General features: G+C 38.4%; 21 protein-coding genes and 1 riboswitch. Of the genes, 11 read left to right on the top strand and 10 right to left on the bottom strand.

The annotated features are described in order from the left end of the window. Window positions 1-192 precede the first annotated feature (192 nt). Both MED121_RS19530 and MED121_RS19525 read left to right on the top strand, forming a co-directional pair. Entirely contained in the window at window positions 193-831 is a 639-nt protein-coding gene (locus tag MED121_RS19530; protein WP_009835500.1) for a TetR/AcrR family transcriptional regulator, read from the top strand. 26 nt (window positions 832-857) lie between these two features. Continuing rightward, a complete protein-coding gene (locus tag MED121_RS19525; RefSeq protein ID WP_009835499.1) occupies window positions 858-1,487 on the top strand; it encodes a LysE family translocator in 630 nt (209 codons plus the stop codon). 67 nt (window positions 1,488-1,554) lie between these two features. On the opposite strand, the gene upp is transcribed toward MED121_RS19525, so the two are convergent. After that, window positions 1,555-2,211 (bottom strand): uracil phosphoribosyltransferase, encoded by a 657-nt coding sequence (upp, locus tag MED121_RS19520; RefSeq protein WP_009835498.1) that lies wholly within the window; start codon window positions 2,209-2,211, stop codon window positions 1,555-1,557. Window positions 2,212-2,532: 321 nt separating this feature from the next. Here upp and lon point away from each other — a divergent pair, with 321 nt between their 5' ends. Both lon and MED121_RS19510 read left to right on the top strand, forming a co-directional pair. Continuing rightward, entirely contained in the window at window positions 2,533-4,989 is a 2,457-nt protein-coding gene (gene lon, locus MED121_RS19515) for an endopeptidase La (protein ID WP_009835496.1), read from the top strand. 196 nt (window positions 4,990-5,185) lie between these two features. Beyond that, complete coding sequence (locus tag MED121_RS19510; protein ID WP_009835495.1) at window positions 5,186-6,520, top strand: MATE family efflux transporter; 1,335 nt, start codon at window positions 5,186-5,188, stop codon at window positions 6,518-6,520. Window positions 6,521-6,526: 6 nt separating this feature from the next. On the opposite strand, the gene MED121_RS19505 is transcribed toward MED121_RS19510, so the two are convergent. Continuing rightward, complete coding sequence (locus MED121_RS19505) at window positions 6,527-7,291, bottom strand: TlyA family RNA methyltransferase (RefSeq protein WP_009835494.1); 765 nt, start codon at window positions 7,289-7,291, stop codon at window positions 6,527-6,529. 125 nt (window positions 7,292-7,416) lie between these two features. Here MED121_RS19505 and MED121_RS19500 point away from each other — a divergent pair, with 125 nt between their 5' ends. Continuing rightward, a complete protein-coding gene (locus MED121_RS19500; protein ID WP_009835493.1) occupies window positions 7,417-8,244 on the top strand; it encodes an HDOD domain-containing protein in 828 nt (275 codons plus the stop codon). A gap of 26 nt (window positions 8,245-8,270) precedes the next feature. Beyond that, window positions 8,271-9,104 (top strand): sulfurtransferase, encoded by an 834-nt coding sequence (locus MED121_RS19495; RefSeq protein ID WP_009835492.1) that lies wholly within the window; start codon window positions 8,271-8,273, stop codon window positions 9,102-9,104. A 113-nt stretch (window positions 9,105-9,217) separates the two neighbouring features. Here the strand turns inward: MED121_RS19495 and MED121_RS19490 are convergent, their stop codons facing one another. Beyond that, on the bottom strand, window positions 9,218-9,535 hold the full coding sequence (locus MED121_RS19490; RefSeq protein WP_009835491.1) for a hypothetical protein: 318 nt from the start codon (window positions 9,533-9,535) through the stop codon (window positions 9,218-9,220). A gap of 214 nt (window positions 9,536-9,749) precedes the next feature. Between MED121_RS19490 and MED121_RS19485 the strand changes: the two genes are divergently transcribed. Together MED121_RS19485 and MED121_RS19480 are read left to right on the top strand one after the other, a co-directional pair. After that, window positions 9,750-10,919, top strand: a complete 1,170-nt coding sequence (locus MED121_RS19485) for a nucleotide sugar dehydrogenase (RefSeq protein WP_009835490.1) — start codon at window positions 9,750-9,752, stop codon at window positions 10,917-10,919. A gap of 14 nt (window positions 10,920-10,933) precedes the next feature. Beyond that, window positions 10,934-11,878 (top strand): glycosyl transferase family 90, encoded by a 945-nt coding sequence (locus MED121_RS19480; RefSeq protein ID WP_009835489.1) that lies wholly within the window; start codon window positions 10,934-10,936, stop codon window positions 11,876-11,878. On the opposite strand, the gene MED121_RS19475 is transcribed toward MED121_RS19480, so the two are convergent. The 6 genes from MED121_RS19475 to MED121_RS19450 are packed head-to-tail and all read right to left on the bottom strand — an operon-like array spanning window position 11,868 to window position 17,795. Further along, on the bottom strand, window positions 11,868-12,902 hold the full coding sequence (locus MED121_RS19475) for a glycosyltransferase family 4 protein (RefSeq protein ID WP_036181258.1): 1,035 nt from the start codon (window positions 12,900-12,902) through the stop codon (window positions 11,868-11,870). The genes MED121_RS19480 and MED121_RS19475 overlap by 11 nt on opposite strands. Next, on the bottom strand, window positions 12,874-13,899 hold the full coding sequence (locus MED121_RS19470; RefSeq protein WP_131471008.1) for a glycosyltransferase family 9 protein: 1,026 nt from the start codon (window positions 13,897-13,899) through the stop codon (window positions 12,874-12,876). Before MED121_RS19470 ends, MED121_RS19475 begins: the two co-directional genes overlap by 29 nt. After that, window positions 13,862-14,647, bottom strand: a complete 786-nt coding sequence (locus MED121_RS19465; protein ID WP_009835486.1) for a glycosyltransferase family 2 protein — start codon at window positions 14,645-14,647, stop codon at window positions 13,862-13,864. The genes MED121_RS19470 and MED121_RS19465 overlap by 38 nt, the downstream gene beginning before the upstream one ends. A gap of 7 nt (window positions 14,648-14,654) precedes the next feature. After that, the gene (gene waaF / locus MED121_RS19460) at window positions 14,655-15,671 is read right to left on the bottom strand and encodes a lipopolysaccharide heptosyltransferase II (RefSeq protein ID WP_009835485.1); all 1,017 of its coding nucleotides are present in this window, start codon (window positions 15,669-15,671) and stop codon (window positions 14,655-14,657) included. Then, window positions 15,664-16,611, bottom strand: a complete 948-nt coding sequence (gene rfaD, locus MED121_RS19455; protein ID WP_009835484.1) for an ADP-glyceromanno-heptose 6-epimerase — start codon at window positions 16,609-16,611, stop codon at window positions 15,664-15,666. Before rfaD ends, waaF begins: the two co-directional genes overlap by 8 nt. A 5-nt stretch (window positions 16,612-16,616) precedes the next feature. Continuing rightward, window positions 16,617-17,795, bottom strand: a complete 1,179-nt coding sequence (locus MED121_RS19450) for an AGE family epimerase/isomerase (RefSeq protein ID WP_116371677.1) — start codon at window positions 17,793-17,795, stop codon at window positions 16,617-16,619. A 104-nt stretch (window positions 17,796-17,899) separates the two neighbouring features. Here MED121_RS19450 and hldE point away from each other — a divergent pair, with 104 nt between their 5' ends. From hldE to MED121_RS19435, 3 genes are all read left to right on the top strand, one after another. Then, the gene (hldE, locus tag MED121_RS19445; protein WP_009835482.1) at window positions 17,900-19,327 is read left to right on the top strand and encodes a bifunctional D-glycero-beta-D-manno-heptose-7-phosphate kinase/D-glycero-beta-D-manno-heptose 1-phosphate adenylyltransferase HldE; all 1,428 of its coding nucleotides are present in this window, start codon (window positions 17,900-17,902) and stop codon (window positions 19,325-19,327) included. Window positions 19,328-19,393: 66 nt separating this feature from the next. After that, window positions 19,394-21,178 (top strand): lipid A export permease/ATP-binding protein MsbA, encoded by a 1,785-nt coding sequence (msbA, locus tag MED121_RS19440; protein ID WP_036181257.1) that lies wholly within the window; start codon window positions 19,394-19,396, stop codon window positions 21,176-21,178. A 3-nt stretch (window positions 21,179-21,181) separates the two neighbouring features. Then, window positions 21,182-22,414 (top strand): 3-deoxy-D-manno-octulosonic acid transferase, encoded by a 1,233-nt coding sequence (locus MED121_RS19435; protein ID WP_009835480.1) that lies wholly within the window; start codon window positions 21,182-21,184, stop codon window positions 22,412-22,414. 153 nt (window positions 22,415-22,567) lie between these two features. Here the strand turns inward: MED121_RS19435 and MED121_RS19430 are convergent, their stop codons facing one another. Then, a complete protein-coding gene (locus tag MED121_RS19430) occupies window positions 22,568-23,233 on the bottom strand; it encodes an HAD family phosphatase (protein ID WP_036181255.1) in 666 nt (221 codons plus the stop codon). Between the two features lie 107 nt (window positions 23,234-23,340). Then, a riboswitch (TPP riboswitch) is annotated at window positions 23,341-23,453 on the top strand. Window positions 23,454-23,532: the final 79 nt, after the last annotated feature.

Here is a 23,532-nt window from a genome sequence, read left to right as displayed (position 1 = left end):
GTTATTGTTTGATTCTGTTGTAGGGGTAAAAGGGGGAGCAGCCAAGCTTCCCCTTTTTTTATGCTCCAAAACGAATTCTGCCATTCCTATTAGTATTTTTCTCCTTACATAATCCGCCTATGGTAAGATCTTTTTTTAACAAGATTCAATTTTAGTTTATTGCTTGTATCATCTGACAGAGGGCATCGCTTCGTGGAAGAAAAACGCGCAAAAGATCAACTTAAAGCTCATATCCGTGCGCAAAATCAAGAGCTTATTTTATCAACTGCAGAACGAGTATTTGCAAGGCAAGGTCTAGCGAAAACAACGACGCAAATGATTGCCAATGAAGCCGGATTACCTAAGGCAAACATTCATTATTATTACCGTTCTAAAAAGGATCTATTAGAGGCTGTGCTGGGAAATATCTTGCAGCTTTGGCTTGAATCGGTAAGTTGTTTTGTCTTAGAAGATGGTCCTAAAGCCTGCCTAACACGCTATATCAGTGAAAAAATAGATCAGTCTCGTATTAATACGAATGCATCTAAAGTTTTTGCAATGGCCTTGATAGGGGAGGAGCCTTTTGTTTTAGACTATTTAAATGCGCATTTTGTTGCTGAGCTTGCCAGAGAGAAGCAAACGATAGAAACCTGGATTAAGCAGGGGAAAATGAAATCAGTTTCCGCAGAACACCTATTTATTAGTTTGTGGGCTTTAACTCAAACTTATGCAGATTTTGATGCGCAAATTAAAATTGTATTGAATAAGTCAGAGCTCGAAGAAGAAGATTATGAGCAGGCTAAAGTATTTGTAACCAATATGATTCTCAGTAGCTGTGGTATTGCTGATTAATTTTTAGATTGGAGTGAGGTCTTGATATGACGCTAGAGAGTGGCATTACATTTTTTATTGCGATATTTATTTTTGGTATTACGCCAGGCCCTGGTATTTTTGCTATTTTGGCGAAAAGTATGACTCAAGGCGCTAAATCTTGCTGGTGGCTGTCAGTGGGGATGAGCATCAGTGATATTTGTTATCTCATCATGGCATGCTTTGGGCTTGCTAGCCTTGCCTATGCATGGGAAGAAGTATTCTTGGTGATTAGAGTGTTAGGGGGGGCTTATCTCATTTATCTAGGTTGGAAAATGTGGACGAGTGTGCCAGCTCTAGCACAAGAGTTAGCTGACCCTAACTTAAAAGTTGAAAAAAAGACGCATCTATCTTCTTTTGTACAGGGCTTTATGATTTCTGCCTCCAACCCAAAAGTCATTTTATTTTATATCGCATTTTTACCTACTTTTATGGATGTTACCCAGTTAGGCGCTCAAGATATAGCGATTGCAAGTGTACTGACATTTGTTGCACTAATGTTGGGTTTAACCATGATTGCTTTGATGGCAGCTCAAGCAAGAAAACACTTAAACTCACCAAAATCTTTAAAAATAGTTAACCGTACTGCGGGATCTATTATGGCCTCAGCGGGTCTTTATGTTGGTTTAAGGGGTTAGGGTTAGTTGTATTAAAAAAGGCGGCTAAATCTTTTGATTTAACCGCCTTTTATTTTTCATGTGAGTTCTATCGAGTGCCGTAGATACGGTCACCAGCATCACCAACACCCGGTCTAATATAGGCGTGGTCATCTAAGCACCTGTCGATAACACCAATATACATAGGCACATCTGGGTGCTCTTCTTTAAAGGCTTGAATCCCTTCTGGCGCAGCAAATAGACAAATGAATCGAATGTTTTTTGCCCCTAAGTCTTTCATTTTTTGAATCGCGGCTGCAGCTGAATTGCCCGTCGCTAACATTGGGTCAACCACTATGATGGTTCTTTGGTCTATAGAGTGCGGCATTTTTAAATAATAATCGACAGGCTGTTTCGTCTCAGGGTCACGATACATACCAATATGACCAACACGAGCAGATGGTGAGAGTTTCAGCACTCCTTCGGCTAATCCGTTGCCCGCACGCATGATAGTGACGATACAAAGCTTTTTGCCTTTCAAAACAGGGCTCATTGCTTTTTCAAGTGGTGTTTCTACTTCAACTTCTTCTGTTTCAAGGTCGCGTGTTGCTTCATAACCAATAAGTGTGCCGAGCTCTTCCACTAACATTCTAAATTCACGTGTTCCAGTGGTTTTGTCCCGAAGGCTGGTCAGCTTATGCTGTACAAAAGGGTGATTAATAAGGTGAATATCTGAATAGTTTTCTAGAATTTTGTGGCTGCTCATAACGGGGTCCTTATGCTATTTAGGCTTATAAAACCAAGCGCTAAATTGTATGGCTGTAAAGAGGAAAAGCGCTAAACGCTTTGCGGCAAGATTATGAATTAATCCTGACCTAATAGATAGATCAATCTCTTGATTCGTGTCTTGGCTTATCATATCTCTTATCTGGTTTGATTCTCCAGTATGTCTTGTATTTGTTTTATTTGGCATTACATAAAGAGATAACTAACTTAAACATCATGAGAAAAGTAGATGACTCGCTAGTATTAAATCATGATTAGCATGTTTCTACAGAGTCTCAATATTGAGTAGATTGAGAAGAGAATGAGCAACGAAGATAAGATTCAAGACGATATTGATATTATAGAAAAGCAAGATGTTAGCCTAGATGAACTAGATAATGACGAAGTCACTTTAAGTGATCCAAAAACCTTGGCATTACCTGAAGATGTGCTGCCAGAAACCATTTATATTTTGCCTCTGTCTAGTCGCCCATTTTTCCCAGCACAGGTTCAGCCTGTGGCTGTTGATCTTGATCCATGGGAAGAGACACTTGAAAGAATCTCTCTAGACTCACAATCGACTGTTGGATTGGTTTATACCGAAAGCGTTACTGATGGGGCGCCGCTTACACAAGATTTTAAAGAAATTGGCTGTGTGGTGAAAGTGCATAAACCCACCCCAGAGTCAGGTAAAATGACCTTCTTAGCGCAAGGTTTAAAGCGTTTCGAGATTGTTGAATGGTTGGATAAAGAAGCGCCTTACCGCGCTAGAGTAAAATATCTAACAGATAGTAAGGTGAATGACGATGAGTCAAAAGCCTATTCGATCTCCATTCTTGACTCTATTAAAGAGTTGATCAGAGTTAACCCGCTTTTTAGTGAAGATTTAAGACAATACCTTGCTCGTTTTTCATTTAATCAACCAGGTCTTTTGGCTGATTTTGCTGCTTCAATTACCTCTGCAGAAGCGGATGAGCTGTATCAAGTATTAGAAACTAGACCCGTACATGCTCGAATGCACCTTTCTCTTTTGCTGCTAAAGCGTGAACTTGAGATTGCGCGCTTACAAAATGAAATTAGCGCAGAAGTAAATGACAAAATCAGTAAACATCAAAGGGAATTCTTTTTAAAAGAACAACTTAAGGTGATACAAAAGGAACTGGGTCTATCCAAAGATGATAAAACCTCTGATATTGATAAGTTTAGACAAAGGTTAGAAGGTAAAACCTTATCGGAGAAACAATGGGCAAAAATAGATGAAGAGTTTGAAAAGCTTAGCGTTCTAGAGTCGGGTTCCCCTGAATATGGTGTTACCCGTAACTATCTTGATTGGGCTACAGCCTTACCTTGGGGAATTTGCTCTCAAGATAATATGGATATTGTGAAAGCCCGCCAAGTGCTAGAAGATCACCATACCAGTTTGGATGATGTAAAAGATCGTATTATTGAGTTTTTAGCTTTGGGTGCTCATCGTGGTGAGATGGGGGGCTCTATTATGTTGTTAGTTGGGCCGCCTGGCGTCGGTAAAACCTCGATTGGCAAATCTATTGCTGCTTCTTTAGATCGTGAGTTTTATCGCTTTAGTTTAGGTGGAATGCGTGACGAAGCAGAAATTAAGGGTCATAGACGTACTTATATTGGAGCCTTGCCTGGTAAGTTTGTGCAGGCATTGAAAGATGTCAAAGTGGAAAACCCCGTCATCATGCTAGATGAAATTGATAAAATAGGGGCGTCACATCAAGGCGATCCAGCCTCAGCCCTGTTGGAGGCGTTGGATCCAGAGCAAAATGCTGAATTTTTAGATCATTATTTAGATATGCGAATTGATTTGTCTAAGGCGTTATTTGTTTGTACGGCCAATCAACTTGATACTATTCCAAGTGCTTTGTTAGATCGGATGGATGTGATTCGCTTATCTGGCTATATAGCAGAAGAAAAGCTTGCTATTGCCAAGCAACACCTATGGCCAAAGCTACTTAAGAAAAATAAATTACTTAAAAAGCAATTAAATATAACCGATGCAGCATTAAAGCTATTGATCGAAAATTATGCCCGAGAAGCCGGTGTCCGTGGCCTAGATAAGCTCTTACAAAAAGTATTGAGAAAGTGTGTTGTCCAATTGATGACTGAAAAAGTTGACAGTATTAATGTGGGTATCAAAGACATTGAAGCCTTATTGGGAGCACCTTATTTTAAAGCAGATTCTTCAATTCGTGGTGTCGGTGTCGTGACTGGCCTCGCTTGGACTTCTATGGGGGGGGCGACCTTACCGGTAGAGGCAAATCGAGTACATGAATTAAATCGTGGTTTAAAGTTAACAGGAAAGTTAGGTGATGTTATGAAAGAGTCGGCTGAAATTGCTTATTCTTATGTCGCTTCACATACTAAAACTTTTAATTTACAGCCAGAATATTTTGATAAAAGTATGATTCATTTGCATGTGCCAGAGGGTGCTACACCTAAAGATGGACCGAGTGCGGGTGTAACTATGGCAACGGCCCTTATGTCTTTGGCAAGAAATGAACCGATTAAAAAAGGCTTAGCTATGACGGGCGAGCTAACACTGACGGGTCAAGTGCTGGCCATTGGTGGTGTAAAAGAAAAAATTATTGCGGCTAAGCGAAGTAAAATATTTGAGGTGATTTTACCTGAGCCAAATAGGCGCGATTTTGATGAACTTCCTGAGTCAATTAAAGAGGGTATGACAGTGCATTTTGCTCAGCGCTTTTCGGATGTGGAAAAAGTCGTTTTTGTGAAGGCGAAGAGTGCTGTTCACTAATTTGCTTCGTTAATACCGCGCTTAAATCTCCTCCTTGGCTTCTTCTTGTTGCCAATTCATGAGAAAATCTCGCTTCTAGAAAGGCACTGACTTTTGTGAGTGCCTTTTATCCTTATTAAAATGCGCTCCATAGCTTGTATTTCAAGCAATACTGCATTTTCTAACTGCAAACCTTTATACCAACGGAGCACACTGAATGCCGCTTGAGGCAAGTTTTACTTCTGGATCAACCTTACGCCATGTCGTTGTTATGTCTGCAACGGGAGCTTTAGGTCTCATCTCCATGTTTATGGTGGACTTGATTGATATCCTGTTCTTGTCCATGTTGGATCAAAAAGAAGTCGTTGCTGCAGTGGGCTTTGCTAGTTCCATCATGTTTTTCACCATTTCAATTGGCATTGCTGTATCTGTTTCTGCAACCGCGATGGTATCTCGAGCTGTTGGTCGTGGTGATAGGGAGCAAGCGCAACGTCGAGCGACGAATGTGCTGGTGTTTGGTGTGCTGCTGTCTTTGCTGATTGTTTATTTTCTCATGCCTCGTATTCCGCATTTGCTCTATTTCTTAGGGGCGAACGGAATAACTTTGGATCTGGCGACAAGCTATTTAGAAATTTCTATATTAGGCATGCCAGCTATCATGGTAGGAATGATTGGTTCTGGCATTATGAGAGCGCTAGGTGATGCAAAGCGCGCTATGTATGCCACATTAATCAGTGGCCTTGTTAATGCTGTGCTAGATCCAATATTTATTTTTGCATTAGGTATGGGGTTAGACGGTGCTGCGATTGCGTCATTAATTGCACGTTGCTCCATGGTGGCGATTGCTTATTATGGCTTAGTTCATGTGCATCAAACTTTGTCGCGATTTGATTGGCTTTATTTTTGGCAAGATTTAAAAAAGATTGTCTGGATTACCTTTCCTGCCATGCTAACGAATATGTCTTCACCCTTAGCGAATGCAATTGTTACTGAGCATATGGCGACTTTTGGTGATGACGCTGTGGCTGCTTATTCCATAATAGGTCGTATTATACCAGTCGTCTTTGGTGGTTTGTTTGCCTTATCTGGCGCTGTGGGGCCAATCTTAGGGCAAAACTATGGCGCGAATAATTTTGCCCGCATGCAGCAAACTTTAACCAGTGCGGTGATTTATAGCCTGAGCTATTGTTTGCTTTTGTGTTGGCTTTTATATGCCTTACAGTTTTGGTTGGTGGATGTTTTCAGTGCAGGTCCAGAAACAGCTAGCTTAATCTCATTTTTTGCCACTTATATTTCTTTTAGTTTCTTTTTTCAAAGTTTACTTTTTATTGGGATTGCGACCTTTAATAATTTAGGTAGCCCTAAAACTTCAGCATGGCTTAACTTTGCTAGGGCCACTTTAGGTACCTGGCCCTTGATTATATTTTTTGGTTGGTTTTTTGACGCTAGAGGAATATTTATTGGTCAAGCCTTAGGCTCTATTATATTTGGTTGTATCGCCTTTACTTTGGCAAGGCGCTACATTGTTGCCTTAGAGGTTAGTTCAAAATAGGTGCGCTTAGTGTGCCTCTAAACTAGCCCATACAAGGTATTCTTGGTTGCCATCCCCACCTTTTATTGTGCTTTCAATATAACAATGTAGGGTAAAGCCAAGATCTTGAATAAGCTTTGTCATTTTTTCTTCTAGTTCACTGACGGCTTTAAGATCTTTGACGATACCGCCTTTGCCAATAGCCTGTTTGCCAACTTCAAATTGTGGTTTGATTAATGTAATAAGGTGTCCGCCTTGTTTTAGCAGGGCTGGAAAGTTTTGCAGTATTTTGGTTTGTGAAATAAAAGATACATCCATAACAATGAGGTCAAACCCTGTATCTGGTAAGTGAACACCTAGATCTTGTTTACTTAAGTTACGAGCGTTGACGCCTTCGATGCAAATGACATTAGGGTTCTCTTTTAACCTAGAATCAAGTTGGTCATGGCCAACTTCTATCCCTACGACTTTCTTTGCTCCTGCTTGTAAAGCGCAATCGGTAAAGCCGCCTGTTGATTGACCAACATCGAGAACATTAAAGTTCGAAATATCCAGTTTCGAATGTTTAAGCGCACCTTCTAATTTTAAGGCTCCTCTTGAAACATAGCGATCAGAAGCATCAAGCGTCAGTTTGACTTCGGTATCTTGTACAACTTTTAAACTGGCTTTGTTAGCGATTTGCCATTGACCATTAAGTAATATCGAGACCTTATTTCCTTTTATAAAGGCTTGGGCTTGAGCACGAGATTTACATAATTGCTTTTGAGTAAGTAGTTGATCAATTCGAATCATTAGATGGACTTAAGTGGATTAATTAAGCCTGTGATCTTATCAAATAAGTAAAATTAACCATAGGCTTACATCCTGATTGTTGAAGGCATAAAATAGGGGATATATGGAAGTTTAAGAGGCATATTATGCAAATTTCAGATTTATTCGATCAGATAGAACAGCTGCCTATGGTGCCTGAAGTTGTACAAACTCTTATTATGGAGCTGAATGATCCTGATATTGACTTGAATGCAGTGGCAAGTGATGTCGCCAAAGATCAGGCGATTTCGTTAAAAGTTTTAAAAATTGTTAATTCAGCTCATTTTGGTTTGAATCGTAAAATCGCTTCAATTGATGAAGCGGTTGTTATGATTGGAATGGCTAAGTTAAAAAATATCGTAGTGGCCTCTGGGTTAACAAGTAGTATCCAGCATGTTGTTGGAATGGATATGAAGAAATTTTGGCAAGAGTCCATATATATTGCGGGCATAGCCAAAGAGTTAGCCATTTTGACAGAGGAATCTGACCCTGATACCGCCTTTACCGCAGGCCTATTATCAACAATAGGGAATTTGTTAATTGTAATGGGTGCACCTTCTTCTTCCATTTCAATTAAAGAAAAAGTTGATGCAGGTCTTAAAATATATCAAGCTGAGCTGGATGTTTTAGGTTTTTCAAGCGGAAAGCTTGCTTCAAAACTCATTGAAAAATGGCAGTTTCCTGAAGTATTAAGTCAAGCGATCAATGCGTACCAAGATCCTAAAAATTTAGCAGAAGAGTCACGCCTTGCCTATATCTTAAATTTAGCAAGATATCTTGCTGAAGAGAATCTCAAAGGCAGTGATTTTGATACTATTATGCTAGGTTTTCCACATGAAGTTGCTAATGAAATTCAGGTGACCCATCAATTAATGGAATGTCATCTTGATAGTATTTTTGTTGAAATTTCAGGCTTAGATGAGCTACTAAATTAATTAAAATGGTGCCAATAGGGGAGAGGATGCAAACACTTATTTCTGCAAAAGACTTGCTTAAAGAATCTGATAATCAAGATTTAATTATATTAGATAGTCGATTTTATTTAACTGATTTAGCTAAAGGGAAAAAGGAGTATGATTCAGGCCATATTCCAGGGGCTATTTTTATTGATCTTCATCACGATTTAGCCTCCCCAGAAACGGAATTTAGTGGGCGACACCCACTGCCTGCAAACACTGATTTTAGTGCTTTTATACAGTCACTTGGTATTGATTCAGATTCTAAAGTCATTGTATATGATGATATGGCTGGTGCTATTGCCGCTAGAGCTTGGTGGATGTTAAGCCAAAATGGCATTGAAACAAGAGTGCTTGATGGTGGTATTCAAGCTTGGTTGTCAGTAGGAGGAGAATTAGAGTCTAATGCGGCTTTTCCTCAAGCTACAGCGAACAGAATAGACGTACACTTTCCATGGGCTGTCAGTGAAGAAGACGTGCTTGAAAATATGGAAGCTGAAATCTTTCAGCTGGTGGATGCTAGGGCAAGTGATAGATACGAAGGTCAAAATGAAACAATGGATCCATTGGCTGGTCATATTCCCGGAGCGATAAATAGACCCTTCGCAAACAATCTAAACAAAGATGGATTGTTTTTAGCGTCTAAGGAATTAAGCTCTGAGTTTCAATCTTTAAAAGAAAATATTGAGTTAGTACATTATTGCGGTTCAGGTGTCACGGCTTGTCATAATGTATTGGCTAGTGTTGAAGCAGGGTTAGAAGATAAAAGAGTTTTTGTAGGCTCTTGGAGTTTATGGTCAAAACGTATGTTAAGGCTCATGTCTGAGCAAACAGAATAAAAGCTTACTCATTAAATAGATGAGAAACGATGTAATAAGGCGTCTCTCATCTATTTATGATTCATTAGATAAAAGCTAAAACTATTTAACTTGATATCTATGTCGAATATAGCTTACTTCGGTGTCACTCCAGCGATAAAAATTTGAACCTCTTGGGTCTTTTCACCAAAGATATGTTCTTTTACCAAGTGAAGAAATAAATCCGCTTCTTTAGCTGTGACTATACCGTCTATTAGCTGAATCCCAATACCTTCTTGGGTAAAGAAAAAGTGCCAAGTATGGCCTTCTATTCTAGCTTCTCCTTCGCCATTTTCGAAAGATACCTGCTCCCACTTATAATCATTTGGGATAAAGCAAGATAGCTCCTTTCCCTGGTCTCCGTAATTTAAATCTGGAATGTAACCTTGGCGATCAACAAGTTCAAATTTCATAATACATCTCCTTTAAGACTTACTTGAGAGTACTCCTAAGTTAGTAACTAAGCTTGTGTTTTTTTGAAACGCTTATTCTTTGTTTACTTAGATCAAAGAAGCTGTTGCTTCAGAATTTGATAGAATGAAGCGTTTAGAATGCTTATAATCCCTCCATTAATTAATAATTTTAGCGCTTAATTGTTTCTTCATTTAAGTGTGTGAAGGATGCAGAATGAAAATTGCGGTTGCAGGCACAGGTTATGTTGGTATTTCAAATGCTTTATTGCTGGCTCAAAATAATGAGGTGGTAGCTTTAGACATTATTCCAGAAAAAGTGGACATGCTAAACAGCAAGATATCACCTATCTCAGATCAAGATATTGAGCGCTTTTTGAAAGAAGAAAAACTGAACTTTGTGGCGACATTAGATAAAAAGCAAGCCTTTCAAAATGCAGATTTTATCATTATTGCGACACCAACCGATTACGACCCTGATACCAATTACTTTAATACCTCACATGTTGAGTCAGTTATTCAAGATGTGTTGGAAATAAGCCCAGACGCTTGTATGGTAATTAAGTCAACCGTTCCAGTTGGTTTTACCTCTTCAATGAAAGAAAAATTTAATACCGACAATATTATCTTCTCTCCTGAATTTTTAAGGGAGGGTAAGGCCTTGCATGATAATTTGTATCCTTCTCGTATTATAGTTGGTGAGCAATCTAAAAGGGCACAGACTTTTGCAAATCTTTTAGCAGAAGGCGCAATTAAAGACAAGATCGATATTTTGGTTACTGACTCCACCGAAGCAGAAGCGATAAAGCTATTTGCCAATACCTATTTAGCCATGCGAGTTGCTTTCTTTAATGAACTGGACAGCTATGCTGAAGCACATGAATTGGATTCAAAGCAGATTATCGATGGTGTAGGTTTAGATCCAAGAATTGGCTCTCACTACAATAACCCTTCTTTTGGTTATGGTGGCTACTGTTTGCCAAAAGATACTAAACAGTTACTTGCTAACTATCAAAAGGTGCCTAATAACATTATTGGAGCCATTGTTGATGCAAACAGCACAAGAAAAGACTTTATTGCTAAGGCGATTCTAAAACGTCAACCCAAAGTGGTGGGTATTTATCGACTTGTGATGAAGGTTGATTCAGATAACTTTAGGGCGTCAGCGATTCAAGGTGTAATGAAACGTATTAAAGCGAAAGGGGTGGAAGTGATTATTTACGAACCTGCACTACCTGAAGATAGCTTTTTTAACTCTAAAGTCATAAATGATTTAAATGACTTTAAAAAAATGAGTGATGTAATCGTTGCGAATCGTGTTACTGATGATATTTCAGACGTAATTGATAAAGTTTATACTCGTGACCTGTTTGGCATTGATAGCTAAATCTAAGAGTGTTTATGAAAAATATTGCTTACCTTAAACAAAGGCTAAATAAGATACGTTATTATTTTAGTGAAACTATTAATATTAATTTACCTATTAGAAAGTTTAATGAATCTGATTATTCTGACTTTAAAAAAGATGCATGTATCTTAGATAGAGTTAATTATTATTGCAAAGATCAGAGCGATTTTTTTGTTTCTGAAAACTCAGTCAAAATAGCAGAGTTTAAAAAAACGAAAAGTTTTGCATACTATGCAGATACTAAAAAAGTCGTTCGTTATTTTTCAAAAGAATTTAAGTTTGACTTCTTGTTTGGTGATGTTATTCATGTTCCAAATTTTCCAAGCTTTTTAAAAAGTAGACCTATTTCAAGTAAGAATCAAAATTCTATCCTATTAAAGCTTAATTCAATTAGACACTATCAATTTGTTAACGATAAAACTAAATTTGAGCATAAAAAGGAGATGGCTGTTTGGCGAGGACATATTCATCAAGAGCATCGTATTATTTTGGTTGATAGATTTCATGCTAATAAACTGTGTGATATTGGGCATTGTGATGATAAAAAACCTTATGCGGAAAGCTATAAAGGTTTTTTATCAGTTGATGATCAACTTCAATATAAATATATAGTCAGTGTTGAAGGTAAAGATGTTGCCACAAATTTGAAATGGATAATGTCATCGAACTCAGTTTGTTTTATGCGTAAGCCAAGGTATGAAACTTGGTATATGGAAGGTAGGTTAAAAGCAGGAGTTCACTATGTTGAACTTAAAGATGACTTTAGTGATCTAGAAGAAAAGATTGAATTTTATAATAAGAACACAGACAAGGCCCTAGAAATTATTCAAAATGCTCAAGGCTATACTAAACAATTCTTAAATAAAAAAAGAGAGGAAGTAATAGGGATACTTGTTGCTGAAAAGTATTTTTCCCAGTCTAAGCAGCTTAGTAAATAAGCTGCTCATAGAGATCTAAGTATGAATTCGCCATCATATTAGGAGAGTATTGAACTAATTGGCTTTTAGCATTTAGTATGTACTCATTTTGCTTTTCTGGAGAATTGATCATTTCCAGTAAAGTGTTTTCCAGTGACTTAGCATTATTAACTTCAAATAAAAGCCCAGTTTTATTATTGATGACTATATCTGGAATTCCTCCAATGTTAGCAGCGACTACAGGTACTCCTGTATTCATAACATCTAAAAGGATTGAGCCTAAGCCTTCATTTCTTGATGGGAAGGCAAAAATATCAAGTGCAGCAATATAATCTGCAATATTTTCTTTAAACCCTGCCCATGTAATATTGTGTAAATCTTTAGACTCTTCTTTTAATATAGCTTCATCAGTACCGCGACCAAAAAAAATAAATTGTAAATGAGGATGAGAGTCTTTCAAGCTTCTTGCAACCTCAATTAATAACCTTTGACCTTTATGTTTATCTACAAGTGCTCCAGCATTTCCAATTAAGATTTTCCCATCAAATTCTGACTTAAAGTTTTTAGTTATTTCTTTGTTTACTTTAAAGTCTGCCATTACACTAGGAATTAGTCGAACATTCTTATTCCAATTTTTTTGATTAATGAGTGTTTGTATTAAACTTGATATAGCAACCACGCTAGCGGCACTTGAATAAGTTTTTTTATTAAACCATTTGTTTTTAATTATTTGGTCAACTCTTCGAGTGATAATATAAGGTGTGTTTGTAATAAGATTATGAAAGTATGCCCAATGGACTGCTTTTGCGTCGTGAGCATGCATGATGTCAAATTTAGCTGCTTTGAAATGACCGAGGATTTGATTATCTGCATCGATAAAGTCTAGGTTTTCAATTTTTAATAAATTTTGTCTTAAAGTTGAGTCTTTTCGGCAGGCTAAGGACTGCTTCACCTCTGGTTTTATTGCGAGAGCCCTAATTAGAATTTCTGTTTGCCTTTCTCCTCCACGAAAGCCTTTAGCCAAATTGATGTGTAATACTTTCAATATTTTTCTCTCTTTTTAATTTTAGAATTGCTAAGGCTGCTTCTGTCACATTAAGAATCGTTATTTCAGAAATATTCCCGTTTAAAGGTGTCAGGCAAGTGGAAAGGGAGTTTTTATAAAACCATTCCTTTTTTTCTTTGTCAAATATACCTAAAAAGCCATTTTGTACACATTGTGCAACATGACTGGGGCCACAATCATTCGCGATAGTTAAATCGCATAATATTGAGAGTCTTGATATATCAGAAATATTTATATTTTCATATATGTGAATTCTATCATTTGATTTTTTAGATTTTAACAGAGATTTTTTTTCTTTATCCTCATCTGGTCCAATAAGAGCGTGAATAATAACTCTTTGATTAAGAGTGTTTTCTATATTTTGACAAACTTTAATAAAGTTTTTAACTCCCCATTTTTTAAATTCTCCTGCACCTCCCCCAACCATGATGAAAATATTAATATAGTTTTTGTTAATATTTAATTTGGAGTGTTTTGATTCAAATAAAAATGGAGCTTTAAGGCTTTTTGATAGCTCACCTTTTGATAATTGGTTATCTGAAAGTTCAAGGTAATGTATCGCTCTATACTTACTATCACAAAACGTAACTTGTTTGTTAAGTAAAGGGGAAGAGTTGTTTTTATTGGTTTTGATAATGGCATCTTTGGGGCTAGCTCTTTTTATAAAAAAAGACAAACGCAAGCCAAAGCTATTTGGGCGAAGAGAAATGCAGTGTTCGCTTTTTCTAATATATTTAATATCTGTTAAAATGGAGTCTGATTGTACTTTATGGTCTATCCAACTAAACTGCCCATAAAAAAAATCTAAGTTCTCTTTATAAATAACTCTAATTTCATTGGAGGTTTTTTGATCTTTTAACGTAAATAAAAAAGGTAAACATGTAATTTGCGCACCAAAGTTACACCTATTTCTCAAAAAAATATTCTTCATATTTAAATTACCAAATGTTCTTAAAGTCATTTTGCTCTGTAACACTTTTATCTCTTTGGTACTCTAATAACTTAGCATACTTTAGGTAACTATTTACTGCTGAACTTAGAGCCACAGTCATTCCATCAACTCCACCTAAAAAACCTTTTTGAAAAATATATTTACGTATAAAGGCATTTAACCCATGTAAGAAGGGGGAAAAAGCGTTAGCTTTTTTTCCTTTTGCATACATTATTTTTGCCGCTCTTCCGCTAAAATTCCTACCTGGCTTAGCAAAAAGCTCTCCAATATTTTTAAATGAAAAGTGAATGATATCTGAGTTGAATTTTTTTAGTGAAGAAGCTGGAACACTTGAATGTTGCTTAACTTCTTTAAACTTTGTTTTATTATGGTTGTATAGACGTGTGCAATAATCTGGATACCAGCCACATTGTTTAATCCAACGAGAACCTATCATATTTTTACGACGAAAGGCGAATGCGTCAAATTTACTGTTTTTGAAGTCAATTGATTGAATATCTCTAACCATTTCATCGGTCAACCTTTCATCTGCATCTAAACTCAGTACCCACTCATTTTTTACTTCTTTAAGGGCGACGTTTTTTTGAAAGCCATCTCCAAGGTATGCTTGATGAATGACTCTTGCTTCTAAAGATTCCGCAATTTCAATGGTTCTATCTGTGCTACCAGAATCAACCACTATAACTTCATCACAAACTTTTTTAATACTTTTAATACAGTCTGCTATGTTGGCCTCTTCATTAAGAGTAATAATATTTCCAGAAATTTTCATAAAATAGCTACTTTAAATAATTGATCTGTTTGATAACGAGGTCAGGTGTTAGCTTGTTTTGACAATCTGTATGTCCTAAAGGGCATTGGCGCTTAAAGCAGGGCGAACACTCCAGATGTAAGTTGTGAATGGTCTTTTTATCTGTCAATGGCGGTGTGTATTGCTCACTAGTTGAACCATAAATACCATGGACATAAGTGCCAACAGCGGCGGCTACATGCATTAATCCAGAATCATTACTGATAGCAAATTCAGCTTTAGCCAGTAAATCGATTGCATCAACCAGTTTAGTTTCACCACATAAGTTGAAAGCATGCTCTCCTAATCCTTCAACAATTCCATCACCATCTTCCTTATCTCTAGGACCGCCAAGAACCCAAATTTGATAGCCTTTTTCTATAAAGTGCTTTGCTGTTTCATGAAAGTGGGGAATAGGCCATTGCTTTGATGGGCCAAACTCTGCGCCAGCCATGAGGCCGATCGCAGGTCTATTTGGGTGCAGACTAAGATCTTTAAATAGCTTTTCTTGGTTTTTCTCGTCAACCTCAAGCTTAGGATTAGGCATGTTCTCAGAGGTAGGTGGGTAGGCTTCAAGGTTATCTAACCCGAGCGATGTAAAGCGTTTTACTGTTTGATCCAAGCTAGCCTTATCAAGCTTTCTTCTCTCATTTAAAGTGAAGTACCTTTGCTCTCCATGAAAGCCAACTCTTTCGGGGATGTTGGCAAAAAAAGGAACTAAAGCAGACTTCCAAGACCTAGGAAGAACGATGGCTTTATCGTAATTTTCACTACGTAAAGAATGTCCAAGCTTTTTTCGTGTACTGATTCCCCATTCCCCATGAGCAGTGGGTAAGGTGATGGCGTTTCGTACTTCCGGCATACGAGCCAAGATAGGTGCAGACCAAGCTGGACCTATCACATCAATAATGGCATCAGGGTGATTTTGTCTGATCTGACGAAAGAGGCTATTTGCCATAACCATGTCGCCGACCCATGAAGGGCCGACTATTAAAAATTTAGCCATTAGCATCTAACCATGTCATATAGTCTTTCACACCGGTTGCTAAATCTCTAAAGTCACCTTGGTAACCAGCCTTTCTTAGTTTACTGATATCTGCTTGAGTAAAACTTTGGTAAGCGCCTTTTAGGTGATCGGGGAAATCTATATATTCAATTTCACCTTTTTCATAGTGAGAAATAACGGTTGTCGCTATGGTTTTAAAAGGTTCAGCTTGACCTGTTCCTAGATTATAAATACCTGATTGTTCTGGGTTATCTAAGAACCAAAGTTTGGTTTTTACTAAGTCTTCAACATAGATAAAGTCACGGCTTTGCCCGCCTGCTTCATAGCCATCATAAGCTCCGAATAGTTTCGGGTTCTCACCTGCAAGTACTTGATTACGAAGGTGGAAAGCGACGCTTGCCATACTACCTTTATGCTGCTCTCTTGGGCCATACACATTAAAGTATCTAAAGCCTACAATTTGAGATTCAGCACTAGGGAGGACATTACGAATATATTGATCGAATTGAAACTTAGAAAAAGCATACATGTTTAATGGTTTTTCATGGCTTCTTTCTTCTTTGAAAATAGGACCTGCGCCATAAACAGAAGCAGAAGAGGCGTAAGAAAATGGGACTTTGTGTTCTAGGCAATAATCAAGCACAGCTTTTGAGTATTGATAGTTTACATCCATCACATACTTGCCGTTCCATTCAGTGGTTGCTGAACAAGCACCCTCATGGAAAATAGCATCGACTTCTATAGAAAGCGTCTTGTTTTTTAATGCCTCTAAGAAATCATACATATCCATGTAATCAGCAATGTTCAGGTCTGCTAAGTTAATGCATTTTTTGCCGTCTGTAAGGTCGTCTACCAGAAGAATATCGCTAATACCACGATCATTTAAGGCTTTAATAATATTGCTGCCGATGAAGCCAGCGCCGCCTGTTACTATATACATACTCTTTATCCTATTCCCTTTATGGGGTTTCTTTGCATCCAGTTTATCACTTCAGTGAGCCCTAGAAAAATGTGATAACTGGTTGTTCCTGATAAATTAGCGTCGATTGGATTATTTTCACCATCTAAGTATTCGTTCCAGCGACCATCCACTTTTAGATAATGGTTAAAGGTAAAGTTCAGTCCTGTATGAATTGTTTGCGCTTGTTCTTGATTTGACTCAATTTGTACGCAGGCCGCTTTTAAAAACTCGGTGATAGGCCAGATGCGCTTTGATGAGTCTAAAGGCTCGCCTGATTCTGCTGTAATTTGATTATAAATACCGCCTTTAGGATCAAAGCCATATTGGCAGGCTTTCTCCCAAAGATTGGTTGCCATGGTGAGGTAAGACTCTTTAGGGTGTACCTTATAGGCTTGATGTAATAGCCAAACCCACTCAAAGTGATGTCCTGGTTCAGTAATCTGCCCATCGCTTTTGTCTGCTTGCCAATCTAACTCAAAAAACTCTAATAAACTTCGGCTTTTTTTATCATAAAAACGTGCTTCAGCCAGTTCCAATATGGAGATGATTTGCGTTTTGTAGCAAGTTTCGTTTGTTGCATTAAACGCAGCAATATAGCCCTCTAGTAAATGCATATGAGGGTTTTGACGTCTTTGTTGAGTTTGATCAATAGGATAGCTCTCATAAAATCCACCATTGTCAGCGCTCATATATTGAACGAGAAAGTTATCGGTTTTCTTCATGAGCTCTAACGCTGTTTTATCTTTTGTTGCATTAAAATAAAAGCTGAAAGAAAGCAGAACAAAAGCTAATGCATAGGCATCACTAGTATTATCAAGTGGCTTAAGATCGTCATCTAAAGAAAAGCGCCAGCGTTCAATATTATTTTCAGTAAATAAATAATGCTGAACGATAAACTTAAATAAAGGCTCTAAAACGGCGAACCACTTTGGCTCTTTTGTTTCTAAATAAGCATGGGAAAATGTATAGAGTTGCCGACACTGGCTGAGTAAACGAATACGTCCCATGGGTTTAATTTGCCAGTCTTGATCAAGGCATTCAGCACTCTTGCCATCAGCTTGATTAATCCCGTTTAGAGACCACTTTGTTAGTAAATTTTCATATAAATAAGAGTGACAAGGTGTAAGGAAATCTCGCTTACATTCTGAAATTGTGAGTGTCATTTTCATTGTCATTGAGGAATAAAACCTTATCTTTGTGACGATATCCAACTTGGGAGTTTCATATGATAAGATGGGCGTCCCAAAAAATCGATTATTATTACGTCATGGACTCTTCATATTTAAATTTTCAAGATAAACATATTCTAGTTGTTGGTGATGTCATGCTAGATAGATACTGGCATGGTGGCACTTCTCGAATCTCTCCTGAGGCACCTGTACAGGTTGTTAAGGTATCGCAAAATGAAGATAGGCCAGGAGGTGCTGCGAATGTTGCGCTAGGTCTTGCTCAATTGGGTATGACTGTCACTTTAATTGGTATCGTTGGAGATGATGAGAATGCAGATGCGTTAGAGGCTTGCTTGAATAATGCGGGAGTGAATTGTCATTTTGTCCGAACAGCAAGTGCGCCAACGATTACCAAGCTACGTTTAATGAGCCGTCACCAGCAGTTGATTCGTATGGATTTTGAAGAAAGTTTTGCTGCTGAAGAGTTGCAGCAAGCTTTAGCTGACGTGGTGAAAGCGCAAATAACAAATAAAGATGCGGTTATTTTTTCAGATTATGCTAAAGGTACCTTAGCGGGTGTGCCAGAGCTTATTCGCATTGCTAATCAAGCTAATGTGCCTTCTTTTGTTGATCCTAAAGGCAAAGATTTTTCAATCTATCAAGGTGCAACCTTAGTAAAGCCTAACTTATTAGAGTTTGAAATTATTGTTGGCACCTGTGAGTCAAATGATGAGGTATTAGAGCGCGGCGAAGCTTTAAGACAGAAATATGGCTGGAAAGCTTTATTGGTTACCCGTGGAGAAGATGGTCTGGTGTTATTTGAAGAAGGGCAACCTGCTTTCTCTTTAGCGACTGCTGCCAAAGAAGTCTTTGATGTGACTGGTGCTGGCGATACGGTTGTCTCTGTCTTAACGGCAGTCTTTGTGACAAGTAAACGTTTAACGGATGCTGTTGAATATGCCAACCAAGCAGCGGCTTATGTTATTAGTAAACTAGGCACAGCGTCTATTACCTCAAAGCAGCTTGATGCCATTATGTTTGCCAGAACCCGTACCACAAACTTTGGCGTACTTGCACCCTCAGAATTATTGGAGCAAATTCAACTTGCTCAAATGAATGGCGAAAAGATCGTTTTCACCAATGGGTGTTTTGATATTTTACATCCAGGCCATGTGACCTACATGAAACAAGCTAAAGCTTTGGGCGACAGGCTCATTGTTGCGGTGAATACAGATGCCTCTGTGAAGCGTTTGAAAGGTGAAAAACGCCCCATTAATCCTTTAGAGCATAGGATGGCTGTGTTAGAGGGGGTTGGTGCGATTGACTGGGTAACTAGCTTTGATGAAGATACCCCAAAAGAGATTATTGAAGCCCTATCGCCAGATGTTCTGGTAAAAGGTGGTGATTATAGTATTGAAACCATAGTGGGTGCTGATCATGTCCTTAACCAAGGCGGGGAGGTAAAAGTATTGACTTTTGTCGATGGTTATTCAACCACCTCAATTATTGAAAAAGCGAATCTGTAGTTTCTAGTCTGCCCAAGGGTTAGCTTAAGTATTTTCTCGCAATCTATATAAAACGGAAGAATTTAATTGGAAACACAAGTCAGCAAACCAGCATCAGACGTTACCATCTATTTACGTTTGCTTAATTATACAAAAAGCTCATGGCCCTATTTTGTATTAAGTTTTTTGGGGTATCTGTTATATGGAGCAATGGAGCCGACTTTAGCTTACCTGTTGCAATTAATTGTAGATACTTTAGGTAACCCCGAGGCAACAGAAGCTAGAGCTGATTTAACAGAGGATAGAATATTTATCCCTCTATTTATTTTGGGGATCTTTGTTATTCGTGGAATTGGTACTTTCTTTGGTAGTTATTTTATGGCTATTGTTGGTACCAAACTCGTTTTTGATCTTAGGGTCGATATGTTTAATAAATTGAGTGAATTACCCTCAAGTTATTTTCAAGGGGAATCTAGTGGCCGAATTTTATCAAAACTGACCTTTAATACAGAGCAGGTAATAGGTTCTGTTACGCAAGCGGTAAGGGTGCTGTTAAGAGAGGGCCTGACAGTTATTGGTTTGTTTGGTTTTATGCTTTATACCAATTGGCGCTTATCTCTCTTTTTTATTCTGATCATTCCTTTTATCGCCGTTATAGTCAGTTATGCTTCTAAGCGTTTCCGTAAGCTCAGTAAACGTATTCAAAATGCAATGGGGGGAATTACGGATGTTGCCTCAGAAGCGATTAAAGGTCAGGAAGTCGTAAAAATATTTGGTGGTAAAGAGTATGAAAAAGAGCGTTTCTATCAGGCTGCTTTTCATAACAAGCGATCTCAACTTAAAATGGAATTTACTAAATCGTTAAATGTTCCCATAGTGCAATTTATTGTTGCTGTGGCATTAGCCATGATTATTTGGCTAGCATTAGCGCCTGAAATTAGTGAAAACATGACCGCGGGCCATTTTGTTGCCTTTATCGGTGCGGCGGGTATGTTAAGTAAGCCCCTTCGCCAATTAACAGAAATTAATTCGATTTTGCAAAAAGGCTTAGCAGCGGCACAAAGTATTTTTGAGTTCTTGGATGAAGAAAGCGAAAAAGATACGGGTAAAACTCAGGTTGGAGAGCTTAAGGGCGAGCTTGAATTCAAGCAGGTTAGTTTTGCATATTCTAATACCGAGAAGACTATTTTAAATAACATTAATTTGGTTCTACCAGCAGGTAAAACCTTAGCCTTAGTGGGGCGCTCAGGCGGTGGTAAATCTACCGTAGCAAACTTGGTGCCTAGATTTTATGACATTAATGAAGGAGAACTTTTGGTCGATGGCCTTAATGTTAAAGAGTATACCTTAGATAATTTGCGTCGTAATGTGGCTTTAGTAAATCAGAAGATAGTGCTTTTTAATGGCAGTGTTCGTGAAAATATTGCTTATGGCCATCTTGCTGATGCCTCAGATGACGATATTATCGCTGCAGCAAAAGCCGCTAATGCTTGGGGGTTTATCGAGAAGTTAGAGCATGGTTTAGACACTCAAGTAGGTGAAGATGGGACGCTTTTTTCTGGTGGCCAAAGGCAGCGCATTGCCATTGCTAGGGCTATTTTGAAAGATGCCTCTATCTTAATTTTGGATGAAGCCACTTCGGCACTAGATTCAGAATCTGAACGAGCGATTCAGCAGGCGCTTAATTCCTTAATGAAAAATAGAACGACCATTGCAATTGCTCACCGTCTTTCAACGATAGAAAAAGCCGATATTATTGCAGTGATTGATCAAGGGCAAATTGTTGAGCAAGGTACGCACGAAGAATTACTTGCTAAAGAAGGGGCTTACGCCAAACTTCATGGTCAGCAGTTTAATGACGAAAAAGAGTAAACAATGCTGATTTATCGTATTTTAATCGGCTTGATTAGCCCTTTTATCTTACTGAAATTATTTAAATTAGGTCGTGGGTATCCTGATTATTCGGTAATAAAGGCTTTAGGCTTTAATCAAGCACCTGTACAGGCAGATATTTGGATTCACTGTGCGTCGGTTGGCGAAGTGCTTGCTGCTAGGCCTCTAGTTAAGTCTTGGCGCGAAAGGCACCCAAGCGCAAAAGTGTTGATTACCACAATGACGCCGACAGGGGCAGAGCAAGTTACAGCTAGCTTTGGTGAGGCCGTTATTCATAGATACATACCTGTGGACTGGGGTTGCTCTGTTAAGCGATTTTTAAAAGGGATAGATTGCCCAAGGCTTTTAATTATTGAAACAGAGTTATGGCCTAACTTGCTGAAACAAGTGAAAAAAAAAGGTATGGCGCTTTATGTTGTTAATGCCAGATTAAGTGACAGGTCATTTAAAAAATACGCTAAGTTTGCCCGCTTTTCTAAAGAATTGATGTCTCTGCCAGACTGTATTTATGCTCATCATAATGCTGATGCAAAACGATTTGAGGCATTAGGTGCAAAAGAGGTGTTAGTCACTGGTAATATTAAATTTGATTTAAAGGTTAACCCTCAAGTCATTCACGATAACTGGCAACAATATTTTGTAAATAATGAATTTGTTTGGATTGCAGCAAGCACCCATGAAGGTGAAGATATACCATTATTGGATGAGCATCTTGTACTAAAGGCTCAACATCCAAACGCCGTGCTTATTATTGTGCCAAGGCATCCACAAAGGTTTGAACAGGTTTATCAGCAAGCCAGCGCTAAGTTTGAAAATGTTGGTCTTCGCTCTGAAGCTCCTATGGAAGACTGGCATAAGCTCGACGTGTTAGTAGGTGATAGCATGGGGGAAATGATGAATTATTTCCAAGCATCTGACCTCGCCTTTGTAGGTGGCAGTTTAATTGAGCGAGGCGGTCATAATCCCATCGAACCAGCTCTGTTGTCTAAACCTGTTTTAGTGGGTAATCACACTTTTAATTTTCAAGAAATTACTGAAAATTTGGTTTTGTCTGGCGGTGGATTGCGCTGTAAGAATGCTGAGTTAGTCGGGAACTTACTGCTTGCCTTTGCAAAAGATAAAGCTTTAGTTGCAGAAACGGGTGCTGCTGCCTACGAGTATGCATTAAGTAATCAAGGGGCGGTTGAGAGAGTGTTAGACTCGATTCGCTCTTGATACGGCTTATGTCATTTTAGCCAGTTTCAATCTGTTTCAATTTTATATCGTTTGTTACAACTAATTTTGTACCTAGTTTCCTGTAAAGGGAAGGAGAGAGGTGTGCGATCGTGTTGCGACTCTATCTCTCCTAATGAAATCCCCTCAAGTCATCTAATCTAATAACTCATTAAAATCTGAAATACAGGTTTTAGCTATGCTCATATCATTCTTGATATTAAATTCATGCCTAATACCCATAACATCACAACCTGCTGCATTTGCTGAGCTCAGGCCCGCAAAAGAATCTTCAAATACTAAGGCGCCTTTTGCCTTGATATTAAGTTTTTTCAGTGCCGCAAGATAAGCTTCGGGGTGAGGTTTATGACGGTTAACATCCTCTTGGCTAATAATAAGGTCAAAAAAGTTTTCTAGCTTCTGTTGAGTGAGTACTTGCTCTATCATCCAACTTGCTGCGCTACTTACTAGGGCTATCTTACAATCTAGTCTGGATAGATGTTCAAGGTAGGGTTTGATATTCGGCGTTAGAGTTAGCTGCTCTTTTAACAGAATTTGATAATGCTGTCTGAAGTAGTGGTTAAACTCAGCAGTATCAGGCGCTATTTTAGCCGCCTTAAAAAAGTGCTGTGTCACGGTTGGCCAATCTTGTCCCATGACATCTTGATAGATGTGGTAATCTGTTTTGCTGCCGTAATCTTGGCAAGTTAATGCTAGCGCTTTGCCTTTTAATGGTTCTGAGTTGACCAAGGTACCATCCAGGTCAAACAAATAAGCTTGGTAAGTCTTGAGGGTTTTGGGTGAGGGGGTTGAGTGTAGCAATTCGTTTCCTTTTATTTTTACTCTGCCTTACATGGAATTTTTTAGGTTTCTGCTAAGAGGCTTAAACTGGCCAAAAGTTCAAAATATCGTTACAATCCGCTTCGATTTTTTATCTCATGGGGTGCGCTGCTATTTTTTGATGCAGGGCTGAGAGGCAAAAGCTAACCCAATGAACCTGATCCAGATTATGCTGGCGTAGGGATTGAGATTCTCTTATTTAATTGCTGATAAGCAAAATAGAGTGCCTTCAAGCCACGCCGCTCACAAAACCAGTTATCTGGTTTGTTTTTAGGAGCGAC

It is taken from the genome of Marinomonas sp. MED121 (assembly GCF_000153025.1).
Classification (GTDB): domain Bacteria; phylum Pseudomonadota; class Gammaproteobacteria; order Pseudomonadales; family Marinomonadaceae; genus Marinomonas.
Note: the sequence above shows the minus strand (reverse complement) of the source record. Positions and strands in the feature narration are given on the sequence as shown.

Excerpts from the sequence above, each read along its gene's own strand:
- MED121_RS19465 (WP_009835486.1), bottom strand. The coding sequence starts at position 14,647 with ATGAAAATTTCTGGAAATATTATTACTCTTAATGAAGAGGCCAACATA.
- MED121_RS19500 (WP_009835493.1), top strand. The coding sequence starts at position 7,417 with ATGCAAATTTCAGATTTATTCGATCAGATAGAACAGCTGCCTATGGTG.
- lon (WP_009835496.1), top strand. The coding sequence starts at position 2,533 with ATGAGCAACGAAGATAAGATTCAAGACGATATTGATATTATAGAAAAG.
- MED121_RS19510 (WP_009835495.1), top strand. The coding sequence starts at position 5,186 with ATGCCGCTTGAGGCAAGTTTTACTTCTGGATCAACCTTACGCCATGTC.
- MED121_RS19505 (WP_009835494.1), bottom strand. The coding sequence starts at position 7,291 with ATGATTCGAATTGATCAACTACTTACTCAAAAGCAATTATGTAAATCT.
- MED121_RS19485 (WP_009835490.1), top strand. The coding sequence starts at position 9,750 with ATGAAAATTGCGGTTGCAGGCACAGGTTATGTTGGTATTTCAAATGCT.
- upp (WP_009835498.1), bottom strand. The coding sequence starts at position 2,211 with ATGAGCAGCCACAAAATTCTAGAAAACTATTCAGATATTCACCTTATT.
- MED121_RS19495 (WP_009835492.1), top strand. The coding sequence starts at position 8,271 with ATGCAAACACTTATTTCTGCAAAAGACTTGCTTAAAGAATCTGATAAT.
- rfaD (WP_009835484.1), bottom strand. The coding sequence starts at position 16,611 with ATGTATATAGTAACAGGCGGCGCTGGCTTCATCGGCAGCAATATTATT.
- MED121_RS19525 (WP_009835499.1), top strand. The coding sequence starts at position 858 with ATGACGCTAGAGAGTGGCATTACATTTTTTATTGCGATATTTATTTTT.
- hldE (WP_009835482.1), top strand. The coding sequence starts at position 17,900 with ATGGACTCTTCATATTTAAATTTTCAAGATAAACATATTCTAGTTGTT.
- MED121_RS19435 (WP_009835480.1), top strand. The coding sequence starts at position 21,182 with ATGCTGATTTATCGTATTTTAATCGGCTTGATTAGCCCTTTTATCTTA.
- MED121_RS19490 (WP_009835491.1), bottom strand. The coding sequence starts at position 9,535 with ATGAAATTTGAACTTGTTGATCGCCAAGGTTACATTCCAGATTTAAAT.
- MED121_RS19480 (WP_009835489.1), top strand. The coding sequence starts at position 10,934 with ATGAAAAATATTGCTTACCTTAAACAAAGGCTAAATAAGATACGTTAT.
- waaF (WP_009835485.1), bottom strand. The coding sequence starts at position 15,671 with ATGGCTAAATTTTTAATAGTCGGCCCTTCATGGGTCGGCGACATGGTT.
- MED121_RS19450 (WP_116371677.1), bottom strand. The coding sequence starts at position 17,795 with ATGACACTCACAATTTCAGAATGTAAGCGAGATTTCCTTACACCTTGT.